General features: G+C 55.7%; 14 protein-coding genes. 4 read left to right on the forward strand and 10 right to left on the reverse strand.

Features of this window, described 5'->3' with window-relative positions; translation table 11 throughout:
• Nucleotides 1-10: 10 nt before the first annotated feature.
• Nucleotides 11-1198 (reverse strand): DUF4179 domain-containing protein, encoded by a 1188-nt coding sequence (locus tag COHPA_RS0110280; RefSeq protein ID WP_027086093.1) that lies wholly within the window; start codon nucleotides 1196-1198, stop codon nucleotides 11-13.
• On the reverse strand, nucleotides 1195-1731 hold the full coding sequence (locus COHPA_RS0110285; protein ID WP_027086094.1) for a sigma-70 family RNA polymerase sigma factor: 537 nt from the start codon (nucleotides 1729-1731) through the stop codon (nucleotides 1195-1197). Before COHPA_RS0110285 ends, COHPA_RS0110280 begins: the two co-directional genes overlap by 4 nt.
• Nucleotides 1732-1882: 151 nt before the next feature.
• On the opposite strand from COHPA_RS0110285, the gene COHPA_RS0110290 reads away from it, so the two are divergent.
• Nucleotides 1883-2458: a dihydrofolate reductase family protein gene (locus COHPA_RS0110290; RefSeq protein WP_027086095.1), complete on the forward strand. Its 576-nt coding sequence runs from the start codon at nucleotides 1883-1885 to the stop codon at nucleotides 2456-2458.
• Nucleotides 2459-2544: 86 nt separating this feature from the next.
• On the opposite strand, the gene COHPA_RS0110295 is transcribed toward COHPA_RS0110290, so the two are convergent.
• The 4 genes from COHPA_RS0110295 to COHPA_RS0110310 form a co-directional block, all read right to left on the reverse strand.
• Complete coding sequence (locus COHPA_RS0110295; RefSeq protein ID WP_027086096.1) at nucleotides 2545-3624, reverse strand: acyl-CoA dehydrogenase family protein; 1080 nt, start codon at nucleotides 3622-3624, stop codon at nucleotides 2545-2547.
• An 18-nt stretch (nucleotides 3625-3642) separates the two neighbouring features.
• A complete protein-coding gene (gene infC, locus COHPA_RS0110300) occupies nucleotides 3643-4131 on the reverse strand; it encodes a translation initiation factor IF-3 (RefSeq protein WP_027086097.1) in 489 nt (162 codons plus the stop codon).
• A 276-nt stretch (nucleotides 4132-4407) separates the two neighbouring features.
• Entirely contained in the window at nucleotides 4408-4995 is a 588-nt protein-coding gene (locus COHPA_RS0110305; RefSeq protein ID WP_027086098.1) for a Uma2 family endonuclease, read from the reverse strand.
• A gap of 118 nt (nucleotides 4996-5113) precedes the next feature.
• A complete protein-coding gene (locus COHPA_RS0110310) occupies nucleotides 5114-7417 on the reverse strand; it encodes a type IA DNA topoisomerase (protein ID WP_035119416.1) in 2304 nt (767 codons plus the stop codon).
• A 224-nt stretch (nucleotides 7418-7641) separates the two neighbouring features.
• Between COHPA_RS0110310 and COHPA_RS0110315 the strand changes: the two genes are divergently transcribed.
• From COHPA_RS0110315 to COHPA_RS0110325, 3 genes are all read left to right on the forward strand, one after another.
• On the forward strand, nucleotides 7642-8046 hold the full coding sequence (locus COHPA_RS0110315; RefSeq protein ID WP_027086100.1) for a CBS domain-containing protein: 405 nt from the start codon (nucleotides 7642-7644) through the stop codon (nucleotides 8044-8046).
• Between the two features lie 286 nt (nucleotides 8047-8332).
• Entirely contained in the window at nucleotides 8333-8779 is a 447-nt protein-coding gene (locus COHPA_RS0110320) for a hypothetical protein (protein WP_027086101.1), read from the forward strand.
• Between the two features lie 69 nt (nucleotides 8780-8848).
• A complete protein-coding gene (locus COHPA_RS0110325) occupies nucleotides 8849-9721 on the forward strand; it encodes a hypothetical protein (RefSeq protein ID WP_027086102.1) in 873 nt (290 codons plus the stop codon).
• 27 nt (nucleotides 9722-9748) lie between these two features.
• Here COHPA_RS0110325 and COHPA_RS0110330 read toward each other — a convergent pair whose 3' ends face one another.
• The 4 genes from COHPA_RS0110330 to COHPA_RS0110355 all read right to left on the reverse strand — a co-directional run bounded on the left by COHPA_RS0110330 (nucleotide 9749) and on the right by COHPA_RS0110355 (nucleotide 15999).
• The gene (locus COHPA_RS0110330; RefSeq protein WP_027086103.1) at nucleotides 9749-10561 is read right to left on the reverse strand and encodes a carbon-nitrogen hydrolase family protein; all 813 of its coding nucleotides are present in this window, start codon (nucleotides 10559-10561) and stop codon (nucleotides 9749-9751) included.
• Between the two features lie 3 nt (nucleotides 10562-10564).
• Nucleotides 10565-11938 carry a purine-cytosine permease family protein gene (locus COHPA_RS0110335; RefSeq protein WP_027086104.1) on the reverse strand — a complete coding sequence of 458 codons (1374 nt, stop codon included), beginning with the start codon at nucleotides 11936-11938 and terminating at the stop codon, nucleotides 10565-10567.
• Nucleotides 11939-13008: 1070 nt separating this feature from the next.
• The gene (locus tag COHPA_RS0110350) at nucleotides 13009-15330 is read right to left on the reverse strand and encodes an MMPL family transporter (protein WP_027086106.1); all 2322 of its coding nucleotides are present in this window, start codon (nucleotides 15328-15330) and stop codon (nucleotides 13009-13011) included.
• Nucleotides 15331-15399: 69 nt separating this feature from the next.
• Entirely contained in the window at nucleotides 15400-15999 is a 600-nt protein-coding gene (locus tag COHPA_RS0110355) for a TetR/AcrR family transcriptional regulator (RefSeq protein WP_027086107.1), read from the reverse strand.
• Between the last annotated feature and the right edge of the window lie 388 nt (nucleotides 16000-16387).

Consider the following 16387-nt stretch of genomic DNA (forward strand, 5'->3'; position numbering starts at 1 on the left):
ATTCCATCCGCTAGTCCACCGGCACTTGAATAGCCAGTTCATCCATCGGCGCGTCCTTCGCCTCGAATTGGCCGTTCACCTCGGTCATCGTTCGGTATACCGGCACGACAGTTACGGTAGAGCCGTTTCGGATAGGCGGAGTATGGGTCAGAACGTCCTCGATATGCAAGGCGTCGGGCGGAGCCGGGTTACCGTGATCCGTGTCGCGCCCGGATTTCGAAACGCCTGTTTGTTCCAGTTCGTTGCCGTCCTCGTCCATGATGCGGTAGGTAATAGATTCACGTTGCTTCACCATGTCCAATCGCGCTGTAAGCGGGATTTGCAGCCTTAGACGCCATTCCGCAGCCGTGTCCGACATGCGCAGGCTTACCACATCGAACGAATTTCTCTCCCGTTCAGCATGGAGCGGCTCGTCCCATTGGACCGTGCGGGAGTGATCCTCTCCCTTAATCGGCAGCGCGAAGCTCCAATCCCCCTTCCGAACGGTGTAGTTATCCTTCTCGGACATTCCGAACTTCGGAACGTTAACCTCTAAGTCGAACGAGTTGGGAAGCTTCTTCTGCACGAAATACTTGACCACGCCTGCCGCATATCCTTCGTGCAAACCGCCATTATCGAATTTACGGGTAGATCCGAGCAACTTCTTCGCGGAAGGCGCAAGCTGGAAGTCCGGAATCACGTAAGTTCCGGGCGGGATCTCCCCTTGTTCCTTGCGAAAAGTGTAAGTGAACGATACTTGCAGGCCGTCGTAGAAAGCCTCATGAATGCGCAGAATATACCCGTTATTCTTGACTTCTGCCAGAATCGGCAGGTCGCCCGTCTTCTGCAGCGGTAAGTTCCGCTTCACGCCGGCATCGCCGAACCAGCCGAATATGGAGGATATATGCGGCTTCATGGATTTAACCGTCTGGGGGTTCGACGCAATCCATACGCTCATGGACAACAGGAGGAGGACGAATGCGATCGCCAGCCGTCTTGTTCGATTCGGGGAGCGGGCAGCCGGTCTTCGACCTGGAAGAGTCGCTGCATCATGCTTGCTCTGCTCGCCGCCTTGCATCATGTCTTGCCCGTCGGCTGCCTTGCCGACTAACGCCGCCAATGTCTCATCGATCCTTCTCCTCACGGCGTCGGGAATCGGGAGGTCCTGCCGATCCGTCGTACCGTTTAGCTCGCCGCGGATCATGTCCTCGATGCTCATAGCATTCCCTCCTCTTGCGCAGGTTCCTTCATGAACAGCGCCAGTCTTTCTCTAGCCCGATATAGACGCGACTTGATGGTTCCCTCCGATAGTTGGAGCAATTCCCCGATCTCCTTCAGCGGCATATCCTCGAGATAGTGCAGGATGATCGCTTCCCGCTGATCCGGTCCGAGCAGGCCGATGGCATGGTACAGATCAAGCCGGTCATCGCTTGGATGTTCCGTTGAAGACCCGGTAACGGCATCATTGTCGTACAGCGGAATAACCTGGCTTCTGCGCTTCAGCATACCGTTGCAATGATTAATCAGAATGCGGACGAGCCAGGTTTGCGCATAACGCGGCTCCTGCAACTGATGGATTTGGCGAAAGGCCGCCATGATCGTCTCCTGAATCGCATCCGCTGCATCCTCGTCCGAGCGCAGCATCCCGAAGGCGATACGATACATCGTCTTCTCATACAGGCGAATCATACGGACGAAATCGTCTTTCGATCCCTGCCTTGCGCGAATGATCATTTCGATCAGCTCGTTCAATTCTCCCTCTCCTTTGGGCCAGTCCTATATCTATTAGAGACCGAACTTGTCCGATAGGTTCCTTCCTTGATCCATTTCGAAGAAAAATAACGCTAATATTGAAAATTAAAGTATACTTTTGCTACAACTCATAAACATTGGAGGCCTGATCATGAGAAAACTCGTACTGTTCCTGCACGCATCGCTTGACGGTTTCGTAGAAGGGCCGAACGGCGAGATGGATATCGGCTGGGTTTCCTACGATGCCGATCTGGAGAAACACGCGAAAGAGATTTTGAGCACGGCCGACACGGTCATTTGGGGACGCAAGACTTATCAAATGATGCACGGTTACTGGCCGTCCGTGCCTTCGAACCCGTCGGCTTCGCAGCATGAACGGAATCATGCCGAATGGATCGAGAAGACAACCAAAATCGTTTTTTCCAAGACGTTGGAGAACGCCGAATGGAACAATTCCAGGTTGGTGAAGGAAGACGTAGAGGAAGAGATTAATCACCTCAAACGGCAACCGGGCAAAGACATGGTCATCCTGGGCAGTCCTAGGCTTGCGCATTCCCTTATGCGGCTCGATTTAATAGACGAGTATAAAATTACGGTTTCTCCCGTCCTGATCGGCAGCGGATTGCCGCTATTCCAAGGTCTCACGGAGAAGATCAAGCTTAAACTTATCGAGAACAAGACATTCGATTCCGGAGCCATAGGCCTCGTCTACCAGACGGTTCGATGACCTTGCCTCGCACAACAGATACGCTAACAAGAAACGGATAGAGATTCAGATACGTTCTGAGTCTCTATCCGTTTTTATTGACCATTTTAAGAGTTCGCTACAAGAACCGCGTGTTGCGTTACCGTGTGCAGATCGCGCCAGGCGCGGTTGAGCGGATGATCCTCCATGAGCGCGGTCATGCCGAGCAGCGGGAAAATATCGTGCGCGGAGGCTAATGCGACTTTAGCGGCTTGCCGGCTAAGACGGGCGATCTCGCTCTCCTGCTCGGGGCTTAACGCCCCGGCGCGCTCGAACTCCGGCCAGGTCGCGTCCACGATGCCGTAGAACAGTGCCGAGGCCTCGGCAAGCGCAGCCGATTGCTTCTCGATACGAGCGCGCAAGGCCGTCAGCCGCTCCGGTTTCGACTGAGCCCAGTCGGCGGATTTCGACTCCGCGAAAGCAGCCGCTTCCTCCATGTAATGGTTGGCGACGCCGAGGGTGACCGCCGCGAACGAAGTTTGCGCGAACGCCATGAACGGATAACGGAATATCGGGTCGCCCTGATGCGGCGGCGACGTAATATCGAACGTCCGCTCGGCCGGCACGAACGCCTCATGGACAACGATCGAATGGCTATCCGTCGCCCGCATGCCGAACGCGTTCCAATCGCGAACGATCGCGACTTGATCGGGCAGGAACGCGAACGAACGGTACGGCGTATCCTGCGTGACGGGCTCGGCATCCTCCGCGATGCGGCAATTCGCCGTAAACACGCTGGCGAAGGTCGCGCCGCTGCACGTCGACCAACGTCCGCTGACGATATACCCGCCGTCCGTCCGCCGCGCGATGCCGTTCGGGTAACCGCTGCCCGCGACGACGGCTTTGTCGTGTCCGAACAGCTCTCGCGCCTGCTCCGGAGGCAGCGTCGCCGAGAAAAATCCGCCTCCCGAGCCGATCGTCACGAGCCAGCCGAAGCTGCCGTCGATCCATGACGCGCGCTCGAATACGCGAAGCGCTTCGGGCAGCGGCAGCATAAGACCGCCGAGGGATTTCGGCACGAATGTTTTAAACAGCTTATGTTCGTAGATGTATTCCAATAGGAGCGGATCGATCGTCCGCGCTTGCTCCATGCTTGCGGACCGTTCTCTTGCCTTGGCAACGAACGAGTCGGCGAATCGAACTTCCATTCTGCTACCTCCACCCTCTTACAGAGGAATAACTTTAACGGCCGCTTGTTTGCCTCCGAGCTGGATGCCGGTCTCCTTGCGGCCGCTCGCGGCCAAGTCCTTCAGCATTCTCTCCAGCAATCGCTTCGCCTGCGGACCTTCTTTGCCTTGGAGCTTAACGACGAGCTGCACCGCGTTCCCGGAAACCAGAAGCTTGTCCGCCTGACGGCATTTCGTATCGTAGTCGTGATCTTCTATGTTCGCCGTTAAACGTATTTCCTTCACTTTCAATGGACCTTCTTGCTTGCGAACGGCCTGCTTCTCCTTCGAAGCCTCTTGCTTAGCCATCCCTCTTGCCGTCAGCTTGCAGGGAGGAGGACTGCTGAACAGCGATGTGCAGACGAGATCGGCTTTGAGCTCCCGCGCCATCTTCAGCGCATCATCGCGCGACACGACGCCCAGGTCCTCGCCGTTTAGACCCGTCAACGACACTTCGGCCGATTTTATTTTCTCGTTCATAATGAGCATGTGAGTTGGACCTCCCGCATATCGAACGTCGGTTATTGTCCGGCCGCCTTCCATCGAAAAAGCCTGCCCCGGACAAAGGGCAGGCTAGCGCACGGCATCTCGCGGATGCGCGACAAAAGGACGTCTCTACGCTGGCATTACCCAGATCAGATTCGACGGTCAGCGGCATGCGGCCGCAATCTCAGCCCGACTTCATCGAGCCCCCGTATGTTCGCGATTTCAACTTAATATAAAGTAACCTAACGTCACCCGTTTGGCAAGCGGCATTTGTTCGTTCTACGCGTGCGGAAGATCGCTGAACAGTTCGCCGACAACGAACGCTGCGCAAGGCAGCTTGTCCGAAGACACCGCATCATTCTCCTCGAACAGATCGCGCAGCTCGTAAACGCCGGCTTCCGTCAGCACGTACCGTTCAATCGTCCGCGCCTTCGTCTCGACCACCCAATACTCCGGCACGCCGTGTTTGGCGTAAATTCGCATCTTCACGACTTTGTCCCGGGCCCTTGAGCTCGGAGATAAAATCTCTACGATAAGATCCGGGGCTCCTTCCACGCCGCGTTCCGTGACGATGTTAGCGCGATTGCGATGGACGAGGAGCAAATCGGGCTGGAGCACGTTCCTGTGGCTTAAAATCACGTCGAGAGGCGCGTAGAAGATGAGATATTCAGATTTGCAACTTTGCATTACGAGGAGCAGTTCCCTGCTAACCGTCTGATGCGTCGCGGTAGGCGACGGCGACATCGCCTCGAGCACGCCGTCGAATACTTCGTATCGCATGCCGTCGTCCGGCATGCTGGCATAGACATCGTACGTGACCGGCTGCTCCTTCACGCGATCTTCCTTCGGTTTGCGTTGATCCGTCATCGCTTGTTTCCCCTTTGAACGCAAACACCCTTCATTCAAACACGTCGTGTTCGGCCGAAGGGTGCTTCCCGTATATGATAAGTTCATTATCCCATAACTCGTCCTCGTGTCAATCCCGCTAAACCCGCTCCAGCGCCAGCTCGCCGGTCGACGGGTTGACCAGAGCGATCCGGGCTTCGAACGGCTCTTCTCCGTCTTGGCCGCCGAACTTCAGCTTGCCCGTCTTGCCTTTCTCGGCAAGACTCTTCACCATCGCGTCGGTCAACGTGCGGCCTAGGCTCTCCTTCCAGATGACGAACCCGCAGCCGGAGCGGTAATGGCTGCAGCCGTAGCCTTTGCGCCCCATGAAGAGGTACCCGCCGCAGCCCGGTCTTGGGCACGCGCAGACGACGCCGGGCGCCGCAGGCGGCGTTACGGTTGCCGTGGCGGAGCCCGAGGATTTAGCCGAGGGTGCTGCGGTACGACTGGTCCGCTTGCCCGCGCCTTCCGCTTTCGCGCCTCCGGAAGCCGCCCTCTTGCCGCCCTTGCCGCCCGCCGGCGGTTCGGCGGCCGCGAACGCGTTCTTCATCGCCGGGCGCTGCTCGCCCACCTTCGCGATAATAAGCCGCGTAAACTTCTTCACGTTCTCCATGAACGTGTCGGCGGACGCTTGTCCGCGCGAAATTTCGTTCAGCCTGCGCTCCCATTGCCCGGTCATTTCCGGCGATGTGAGCAGCTCGACTCCCGCGCCGCGGATCAGCTCGACGGCGATGCGTCCCTTCTGCGTGAGGACGATCCGTTTGCCTTGCATGTCGACGTATCCGACCTGCTTCAGCCGTTCGATCGTCGCCGCGCGGGTGGCCGGCGTGCCGAGCCCGGAATCCTTCATCGCGTCGCGCAGTTCTTCGTCCTCGATCTGTTTGCCCGCGCTCTCCATCGCTTTCAGCAGCGTACCCTCCGTGTAATGCTTAGGCGGCTGCGTCTCCTTCTCCTTGACCTCGATGTCCGCGCAATGCGCCGATTGCGCCCTATCGAGCTCGAACGGCGCGTCCGTCTCCTCCGCTTCTTCCTCTTGCGCGGCTCCGCCGTCCTCTTTATCTTTATTTTTCGCGCCGTCCTTCGGACTCTTCTTCTCCTGATCGCCCGCGTAGATGATTTTCCACCCTAATGACAGCAATTGCTTCACCGTCGTCTTGAAGCTCTCCCGCTCCACCTCGGTCAGCACCGTATGCACTTTGTATTCCGCCGCCGGATAGAAGTGCGACAGAAACCGCTTCACGATCAGATCGTACAGCTTCTTCTCGTCCGGGCTTAGCCCCTGCGGCTTCTTCATCGTCGGCATGATCGCATGGTGGTCCTCGACCTTCGCCGGGTTGCACACGGCTTTGTTCCCGGTATGTACGAATCGCTTATTGGCGCCGCTAACATACTCCCCGTAGTCGGGAGAATGGCGCATCGAATCGAGAATCCGGTGCATCTCCGGAATGTTCTGCTCGTTCACGTAGTTGGAGTTCGTACGCGGATAGGAGATCACCTTGTGCTTCTCGTACAGCGCCTGAGCGGTGTCGAGCGTCTTCTTCGCGGAGAAGCCGAACTTCCCGTTCGCTTCCCGCTGCAGCAGCGTCAGGTCGTACAGCTTAAACGGGTACTCCTTCGTATCTTTGACCTCGTAGCTGGCGATCGCGGCGGTCTTGCCCTTGACCTTGGCGGCGATCGCGTCGGCCTTGGCCTTGTCCGTAATCCGCTCCCCTTGCCATATCCCGCGATAGGTCGTCGCCGCTTGGGCGAACGTGCCGGTAATATCGTAGAACTTGAGCGAATCGAACGCTTCGATCTGCTTCTGCCGGTCGTAGATCAGGGCGAGCACCGGCGTCTGCACGCGGCCGACGGAAAGAAGCTCGTTATGTTTCGTCGTGAATGCCCGCGAGCCGTTCATCCCGATGAGCCAATCCGCTTCGCTGCGCGCTCTCGCCGCCCGGGTCAAATTCGAATATTCCTCGTTATCCTTCAGCTCGTCGAACCCTTTGCGGATCGTCTCCGCCGTCAGGTCGGAAATCCAGAGCCGCTTCACCGGCTGGTTCAAACCGAGGTGCCGTACGATCAGGGAGAAAATATGCTGCCCTTCGCGCCCGGCGTCGCACGCGTTCACGAGCGCGTCGCAGCGCTCCGCAAGCTCCTTGATCACCTGCAGTTGATCCTTCGTACGCGGGTTCGGCAGCAGCTTAAACGCGTCCGGAATGATCGGAAGATCGCCGAAGCGCCATTTTTTATACTTCTCATCATACAGGTCCGGTTCCGCCAGTCCGATCAAATGGCCGATCGCCCAGGTGATGATGTATTGGTCTCCTTCAAGGTACGAACGTCGATTCTGCGCCTTCGGCTCAATGACGGCGGCGATGTTGCGGCCCATGTCGGGCTTTTCCGCGATAATCAGCGTCTTCAGGTCTGCTCGTTCCTCTCCGCGCGGACGAACAACGAACCCCCGGCAGACAGAAGGCCGTCCGGCCGGGGGCGTTCTTCGCCGCGTATGGTATACTCAAAATCATACCACGGGTTGCCGGATCGCGCTATACGCCCGGCAATCATACAAATAATGTAAAGCATTACATCGGACGGCCGTTTTATGGTTTAATAGTAGATAACTTCTGACCCATTGGAGGGATCGTTATGCGAATTGAGCATTTCTTACTGCCCAAGGATCGAGTGGCGTACCTCTCTGCCGGCGCTACGATGCTCGATGCGATCACGCACCTGGAGCGCTGTCACTATACGGCCATCCCGATAATCGACGAAACAGGCAAATATATCGGAACGTTATCCGAGGGCGATCTGCTGTGGAAGCTGAAGAACACGCCAGGCCTTACGTTCGATAACCTGGACACCGTCCCCGTCACCCAAGTCAACAAACGCATCCATCACGAATGCGTCCGGCTGGAAGCGGATTTGGACGACATGCTGCAGCTCGCGGCAGACCAGAACTTCGTTCCGGTCGTCGACCACGACGGCCTATTCATCGGCATTATTAGGCGCAGAGACATCATCGAGTACTATACTCGCAATATTACGGATTGACGTCGTGAGGCAATCCCCCCATACGACAAACAACGGACTTAGCGCACATATTGCGCGAAAGTCCGTTGTTTTATTTTCGCGGCTCATTTGCATTGTCGAAATACGGCGCGCGACACCTTGCGTCACAGCGTAAAACTCCGTCTTTTTACTTATTGATTCCTTCGCCCATTTCGCATACGCTTTAATTGACATCATTTGGCTAATAAACATTTAATTACAGGAGGTGGCTGCGGAAAGCTACGTTTTTCAGGCAACTAAATAAACTTATCGGGAGGAATTTAGTGAAATGAGAAAACGGATCGCGATTTCGTTAATTGCCATGTTGACGTTAACCGTCTCTTTGGGAGTATCCGCACACGCCGCTACCCAAATCTTAAAGTATATGACCATGAACGTCCACGGATCGCCCCGCTCATTGGCTGAAGTGACGAACAGCGCCCTCGTTATCGGCGGCGTACCGATCGCAACCGGCAAGACGGATTGTCTGAGCGCATGCCAGGACAAATTGACGGAGGTTCAGGTTTACGTTAAAGAGGGCAATACGTTGCTCGGATCAGCCTCGGGCACGGGCAGCGGTTATAACGAAGCGACGGCTACCGTAAGCACGCCGCCGGTTCCGATCGAAGATATCGATCAGTTGACGTCGGTGACTTACCATTACATCTACGAGAACAATAACGGTTTGCTTGTATCTTCTAAAAACCTGAACATGTACTATACCATCAAATCATAACCCGAAGAAGGCGGCAGGCGCCCCGCGCCTTGCCGTCTTCTTGAATTTACCGACGAAAGAGGATCGCTAATGCTCAAAAGGATGATCTTGCTGCTTGCCGTTGTCCTTGCAAGCGGCTGCGGCAACGGCGGAAACGAAGCCAGCGGCGGACGACCGCAGGATAGCGGCGAATCGATGGGATTCGGTCTATGGGGCGACGGCGCGCTGGACGATTATCAGCTTATCCATGCCGTGCCGAGCGATCGATATACGCTCAACATGACCATTCTGAACGACTATTCGGAGCCGCACGCGTACCGCGTCCTGTTCTTCGTCGACTATACGGCTGTGCCGATTCGGCATAACGGGCAAGTCGTGTCGCAGATCGACGTCACGGTGCCCGCGCGCGATCGGATTGAGAATCGGAAGGTCGTGTTATTCGATCTTCCTTCGGGCAAACATCAAGTTCTGGCGATCCTAATCAAGGAGCCCGACAGCGGGCTTGAGAACGGCGCGTTCGTACCGTCCCCCGAAGTCTATATGTCGCGAAAGCTGGAGGTGCGCGTCGGTTCGTCTGCGGAGGCCCCAACCTCCGTTCCGCAGAACGTGCCAACGATCGCCGTCGCGAATCGGGCTTTCGCGCCGTTCGTCACTGCCGAACGGCCGAGCGAAGAACGCGCCGTGCGCCGTGCGCTTACGCTGCTGCCATCGTCGGGGGAGCTATGGTTGAACGCATACGCGGAAGCCGGGCAATCCTACTTGGCCCTTGCGGTAACGCCAACGGGAGACATGCTGTTCGAGCGCCATTACCGGGCGGACAAGACGGGAATGGCTTCCCTGCCGTTGGAATGGAAGCACCCTCCGCAGGGCAGCCACCCCCTCATCGTCGTCGTAAAGGCCCCTTTCGATTCCCCGAGCATCCTCGATGTGAGCATCGTCAATCGGCTGCAGGTTGGTTCTTGATTCGGGACGAAGGGGCGATCCTGCCGTTCATCGCATCAAACCCCAATAGGTATCGGGCCTGCGATCCGCAAGCATGGTGAAGAAGGTGGATTTAATCTCGTCTCGCCATTCGTAATCCAAATCAGCCGCAACGATCCGCTCCTCGTTCTCCTCCGCCATGCAGACCGTGGCGCCATCCGGCGCGTAGATGGCGGATTTCCCGAAGAAGGATAGCTCCCCGGATGTTCCGATATGATTGCATGCGGCAACATAAACGGTATTATCGATGGCTCGCGCGGCGCCGAATCGAACGAAAGGCGAATCGTAGGGCGTCTCCCATGCGCTGGGAGCTGCGATGAGATCCGCCCCCTGAAGGACAAGCGAGCGAGCGAGTTCGGGGAAGGCGAGATCCCAGCAAATCATTAGCCCTACGACGCCAACGTCCGTACGGACGGCAACAAGGTCGGAGCCGGGGCGAAACCAGGATTTTTCAAGCGGCGTCAAATGGATTTTGCGGTAATTGCCCGCTATACCGCCGGACGGGTCGATCATCTGGATCGCATTGTATACGTGACCGGCTTCATCTCGTTCTACATAGCCGTAGACGATCCAGACGCCGTTCCGTATGGCCGTTTCTCTCATGCTTATATAGATTTCGCCCGTCTGTAACTGAGCCAAGTCCTTCGCTTGCGGAGAGAGTAAATAACCGGTGGCCGCAAGCTCCGGGAAGACGATCAGGCGTACCTTCGGGTGCAAGCTCAGGCATTGCCGAACAAGGCGATCCATCTTATTCAAGTTGCAGATTACGTCTCCGTTGACGAACGCGGATTGCGCGACCGCGATTTGTTGGAGCGTCGCCATTGACTACGCCCCCAGTTTAGCTTGAGAATCCGCATCTTGGTCTTGGCGGCCGGAAAGCTGTCCGGAGACGCCCATCAATCCATAATAGAGGATGCCCGACAACACGAAGGTAAGGATGGTGGCCCCCATGCTAAGCGGATGTACATTGGTAAAGTAATAGGCGAATACCGCGCCTATAGCGTAAGCGATATAAGCGACGAGGTTGAATCCGCCCTGATACCGGTACAATCCTTGACGGTCGAAGGCGATGTCCTCCGCGTCGTAGCGGCTTCTCTTCACAAGGAAGTAATCGACGAGAATGATGGCGAACACCGGAATGAACAGATTTCCGACCAAGAGAACGAAGTCGAAGAAGTTCGTCATTAGCGATTCCTTAAGCAGCGTGCCGAGCGTGCATACGATCCCTAAGGCGATAATCGGCTTCCAGAAGTTCGTCTTCGGAAATACGTTCATCAGGGACATCGTTGCGCTATAAAGCGCCATAACGTTCGTGGATAACACGGACAGGAACACGACGATCGCCGCGGCGAAGCCGAAGCCGTATTCGGCAAGCAGAACGGTCGGATCGTAGGTTTGTTCCATGTTGTTCACGATGCTGAATCCGCTGACGACCGCTCCAAGTCCCATCGCGATCAAGGAAGCGAGCAGGTATCCCAGATAGGTTCCCCACAGGCTGCTTTTCTCGGAACGGCAGTGGCGGTTGAAGTCGCAGACGCTGGACATCCAGGAGAAGGCCGTGGCCACGACGATATCGAAAGCAATTATGGCGGTGATACCAGGATTCTCGCTAATCTCCATCTCGATGAGGGATGACACCTCATATGCGGTGAACAGCTTGTAGAAGACGACAGCGGACAACACCAGCATGGCGACGGATACCCATTTCTCGATGCTTTCCACGCCGCGATGGCCGTATATGGTAATGGCTACGACAAGCAACTCCGTGAGAATGACGAACAAATCGATATTGCTATAGCCGGTTGCGTATTCGATCGCGTAGTTCAAGCTCAATCCCGCCATATAGGCTTGAATCCAGCTCCAACCGATCAGGACGAGCGTATTCACGAGCGCGGGAAGTATCGCGCCTTTATGACCGAATGCCGCTCTGGCCACCACCATTGTAGGCAGTCCCGTTCTCGTGCCGATCAATCCGGTTAAGATCAATGGCACGGCTCCGATAGCCGAACCGATGAGTATGGCAAGCATCGCATTTTGAATCGAGAGGTCGGGCACGAACAACATGCCGGTCATTATGGAGGTAATGACGACGTTGGCGGCAAGCCAGAGCGTGAAAGTGGAGAAAAGCGTCATGCTGCGTTCGTTCTTAGGCGTAGGGCTGATATTGTCCCGTCCGAATTGCTCCGTTAATTGGCTCATCGTATCACCTCATGGCGTGTATAGGTAACATCGGCGAGTCGGTTTACTTTTCTCATTGAGAACGCTCCTTTAGTAGGCTGAATGCCTTTGTACAGAACACATCGAGAATTGTATAATGTTGGCGAATAATTTCATAATGTCTATTTTACCAAACTATGTCATATAAGTGCACCAAAAGTCCTATATGTCTTAGACGAAGGTTTGCAAAAATTCTCTCTTAGTAAATCCCCCAGATTAATTATAAGAGCTTGAGTAGCTGAGTCGGCGTTACACGGCGTCGCACTAGCTGTTTAAGGTGACTCTTGCTTGTCATCCTTGTTCTTGCGTTAACTTGCGCCGCAGTTCCTTGTATAGCTCATCCACGAAAGGCTTGTCTACGCCCGCATGCAGAGAAGCCTCCATAATGTCCAGCAATTGCTGCATCGATAATTATCCGAGCGTTCTGCGTCCACCCTTGTTCCACATTGATGCGCCCGCCTCCAGAATGACCTCCGCTTCGATTCGCTGGAAATTCGAAATGTACCGCGCAATTCCCTCCGCCAAGGCAAGCGTATCCTCATAGGTCAGCCCCAACCGTTCCCGTTTCTGATAAAGGGCAGTCAGGACTGCCATTTTGATAGAATGCGTTGCAATCATCTCTTTCAAATCTACTGAATGGAACAGCAGACTTCCTCATACTCTCGTAAACAGGCGCTTCACCCCAGTCCACACCACTTTAAGAGTTTCCTGTATATAAAGAGCGCATATCCGGGTTCTGATTAACGGTAATATTCCGAAACCATTGCCTTCCCTTGACTATCATAGGCTGATCCGAGAGCTTCATGTTGATAGACTTCTCTATCCAGATGCCGGGTGCCCACGAGTTGATTCCCCCGCAGGAGTGGCTTGCATGTATCTCACATCTAACCCTACTGGTTACGTTCCTCCAGATTTTCTCCTTACCGGAGTCATTCATATACGTTTGAAATACGTTGGAAACCGGGAGGTGGATTTTACAAGTTTAAGTAAAAACAAGCCGATTGTCCTCCATCAGGAGAACAATCGGCTTGTTTTTTATCGCTATATCCCCATTACCTTTGCAAATCCGCCACGCTAGCGCTTTTCCGCTTCTCCGACGCTTGCCCTTGCGTATGCGATTGCGCCGTCTTACGCCCCGGAAACCACCAGTTGTACTTGCCGAGCAGCTTCATCGCCACCGGAACGAGCAGCATCCGGATAATCGTAGAGTCGAGCGCGATCGCGACGGCCATGCCGAAGCCGAGCATCTGGATCGGCGGCACGCCCGAGAAGGCGAAGCCCGTGAATACGGCAACCATCAGCACTGCCGCTCCCGTAATAAGCGGTCCGGTCTTCTCCATGCCTTCCGCGATGCTGTCCTCGTGTTCGCCGGAATGGTCGTACTCTTCCTTGATGCGGCTGACGAGGAACACCTCGTAGTCGGTGCTCAGACCGAACAGGAGGGCCAGCAGCAGCATCGGCACGAAATGCACGATATAACCGTTCGCTTCGACGTCGAAGATCTCGTTGCCGTACCCGAGCGCGAAGACGAGCACGAGAAGCCCGTAGGTCGCCGCGACCGAGAACAAGTTCAGGATAATGGCCTTGAGCGGAAGCAGCAAGCTGCGGAACGTCAGCACGAGAATCAAGAAGATCAGGACGAGCATGACGCCGAGCGCCGGCAGCAAGCTGTCGTTCAGCGCCTTGGACGTATCCACTCCTACCATCGTTTCGCCGCCGATCGTAAAGGTCGAGCCTGTCGGCAAATCCGCCGACGGGAGCAGATCGTCCCTCAGCTTCTGCACGACGTCTCTGGCTTCGTCGCTCGACCCGTACTGATCCAGTGTCACGTCGATTAAGCTCGTATGCCTGTCGTTGCTTATATACCGTTTAACCATTAGATTCAAGTCCGCAGGCAGCGCGCCGCCTCCGTTCTGCAACGCGCCGGACACGGTTGCGGCATCCATTCCGGGGAAGAACGAATGGACGGACGTGACGTTAACGACGTGCTCTTGCGTCTTCAGATCGGACACCAGCTTCTCGATCTTCGCGAGCGCATCCGAAGAGCCAAGCTCGCCGCCTTCGTCGCGAAGCACGATGCTGATCTGCCCCGCCGCGCCGATACCGAACGACTGCTCCATTAAAGCCGTCCCTTGGCGCACGGCCGTATCTTCGGGAAGCGTACGGATATCCGGCGAACCCAGCTTCATATCGTTAGCGGGTAATGCGGCCGCGACCAGCGCCGCGAGCGTAAGGATCAAGAACAGCACCGGACGGCGCATAATGCCGTACGTCCATCGTTTCCATCCGCTGACCTTGCCGGCCGGTCTTGCGCGGAAGAACGGTATGCGGCCTTTGTTAATCCGCGTTCCGAGCATGGCGAGTACCGCCGGCAACAACGTCAAGCTAGCCAATCCGGCTACGAACACGACGGCGATTCCGCCGAAGGCAATCGCCTTGATCGCATCGAGCGGCACGACGAACAGCGCGGACAGCGCCGCGATCACGGTAAGCGCCGAGAAGAACACCGTATGTCCAGCGGTCGCCAGCGTGACGGCTACCGCTTCTTGCTTCGTGCGGCCCGGCACCTCAAGCTCCGCTTTGAACCGGCTGACGATGAACAGCGAGTAGTCGATGCCGACCCCGAGGCCGAGCATCAAGGCGGAGTTCGTCACGAACACCGACAGCTCCACTTCCCGGGCCACGAGATAGACGATGCCCATCGCGACCATGATGGAAGCGATCGTAACCATAAGCGGCGTGACCATCGCGACGATTGAACGGAATACGATGAGCAGAATAATAATGATGAGCGGGAAAACGATCATTTCCGCCGTCGCAAGCCCTTCCTGGCTTTGCACGCTGCTCTCGCCCCAGAAGGCGATGCCTCCTACGAGGTAACTCTCTACGCCGAGACTCTTGCCGACGTCGACGACGCGCTCTTGAAAATCCGGCACCGTGTTCATGACGAAGTCGGCTTTCTCGTTCATCTCGACGAACGCGACGCTCATGTTCGGATCTTGGCCGACGAGCCCCGAGCCCACGCCTTCGGAAGCGTCTAGGACGCTGAACACGCTTGCTACGCCTTTCTCCACGCGCACGGTGTCTACGATCTGCTTCAGCTTCTCGTTGTACTCGGCCGTGCCGACCGCATGTTGCGGATCGCGAACGACGAGCGTCATCGCGCTCTCGGACCGCCCCTCGAACTGGGTCGTGATCAGATCCACCGATTCCTTCGAGTGCGATCCCGCAACGTCCCAGCCTCCCCCGCTTAGCAGCGGCGTCAGCTTGCCGAAGGCGATGCCTCCGAGCAACAGACAGACGATCCACAAGGACACGACGAGCCATCTCAGCTTATGAACCCTCTTTCCCCAACCTAACAACAAACGGTGCATTTCTCTCCACTCTCCTCAATTCCTGTTTGAACACTCAAACAATATGCGTGAAAAAAGAGAGAAGAACGCTTAAGTTTCTCCCTTTTCGCAAACCGTTGCGTAATACGCGCCCAGCATCTGCGACAGCGTCGCGTAAGCTTCGTCGTATTTGAAGTCGGGATCGGCGATTTTCTGCAGCGCCAACCCTTCGATTACGGAATGGAGAATCGCCGCAAGGCCTTCCGATTGCTCCGCAGGAAGCCCGGTCACATCCCGGACGATCTTGGCCACATGCTTGGTCTTGACCTCCAACATATCTTTAAGAATCGGCAGCGCAGCCTCGTTGCGAAGACCGATCGCGAACAGCTCGTAGCGAAGACGGAACCATTCCGGTTCTTCCAGCGCCCTGCTCTTCGGCACTTCCATCACTTTCGCTATCGCTTCGATCGTCAGCGGTTCGTTCGGATCGACCTCGAATACCCCGTCGAATGAGTCGCAATACCGCTCGGTCTCTCGGCGGAACACTTCCGCGAACAATTGATCCTTGCTCGGAAAATAGTAGTTGATGAGCCCCTGCGCAACCCCGGCCGTAGTCGCGATTTCCTTCGTCGATGCTCGATCGTACCCTTTTTGGGATAATACGTCATAAGCGGCCGCGATAATTCTCTCTCGTTTGTCTGGGTCAGTCATCGGCACACCTCTGTATCGTAGGGGATATGTAGCGCGTTTAGTGATTTGAATGAACGTTCAAACAGATCATAGCACAGGATGATTTCGGAGCGCAAGCGCGCATTGCGAAATTTTGGAAAGCCGGTTCTTCGAAAGCTGCGGCGGGCGCAAGCTTCGAAAGCTTCGTACGCTTCGATAGCTTCGTGGCAGCGACCATGCGACATAGACACCTTCCTACCTTTATGCGGAGATCGTTGCAACTCGAAAATAAAAACCAATTACAGTTATTTTGCGCATCTAGCTTCAATGGGCCTAGAATAACAACGATATGCAGTTATTTGAATCAAACTTGGTCGTTTTCCTGTATAAGTGATTAAATAACTGCGTATGTGAGTTAATTCCATCCTTG

Origin of the sequence: Cohnella panacarvi Gsoil 349, from assembly GCF_000515335.1 — a bacterium.
GTDB lineage: Bacteria > Bacillota > Bacilli > Paenibacillales > Paenibacillaceae > Cohnella > Cohnella panacarvi.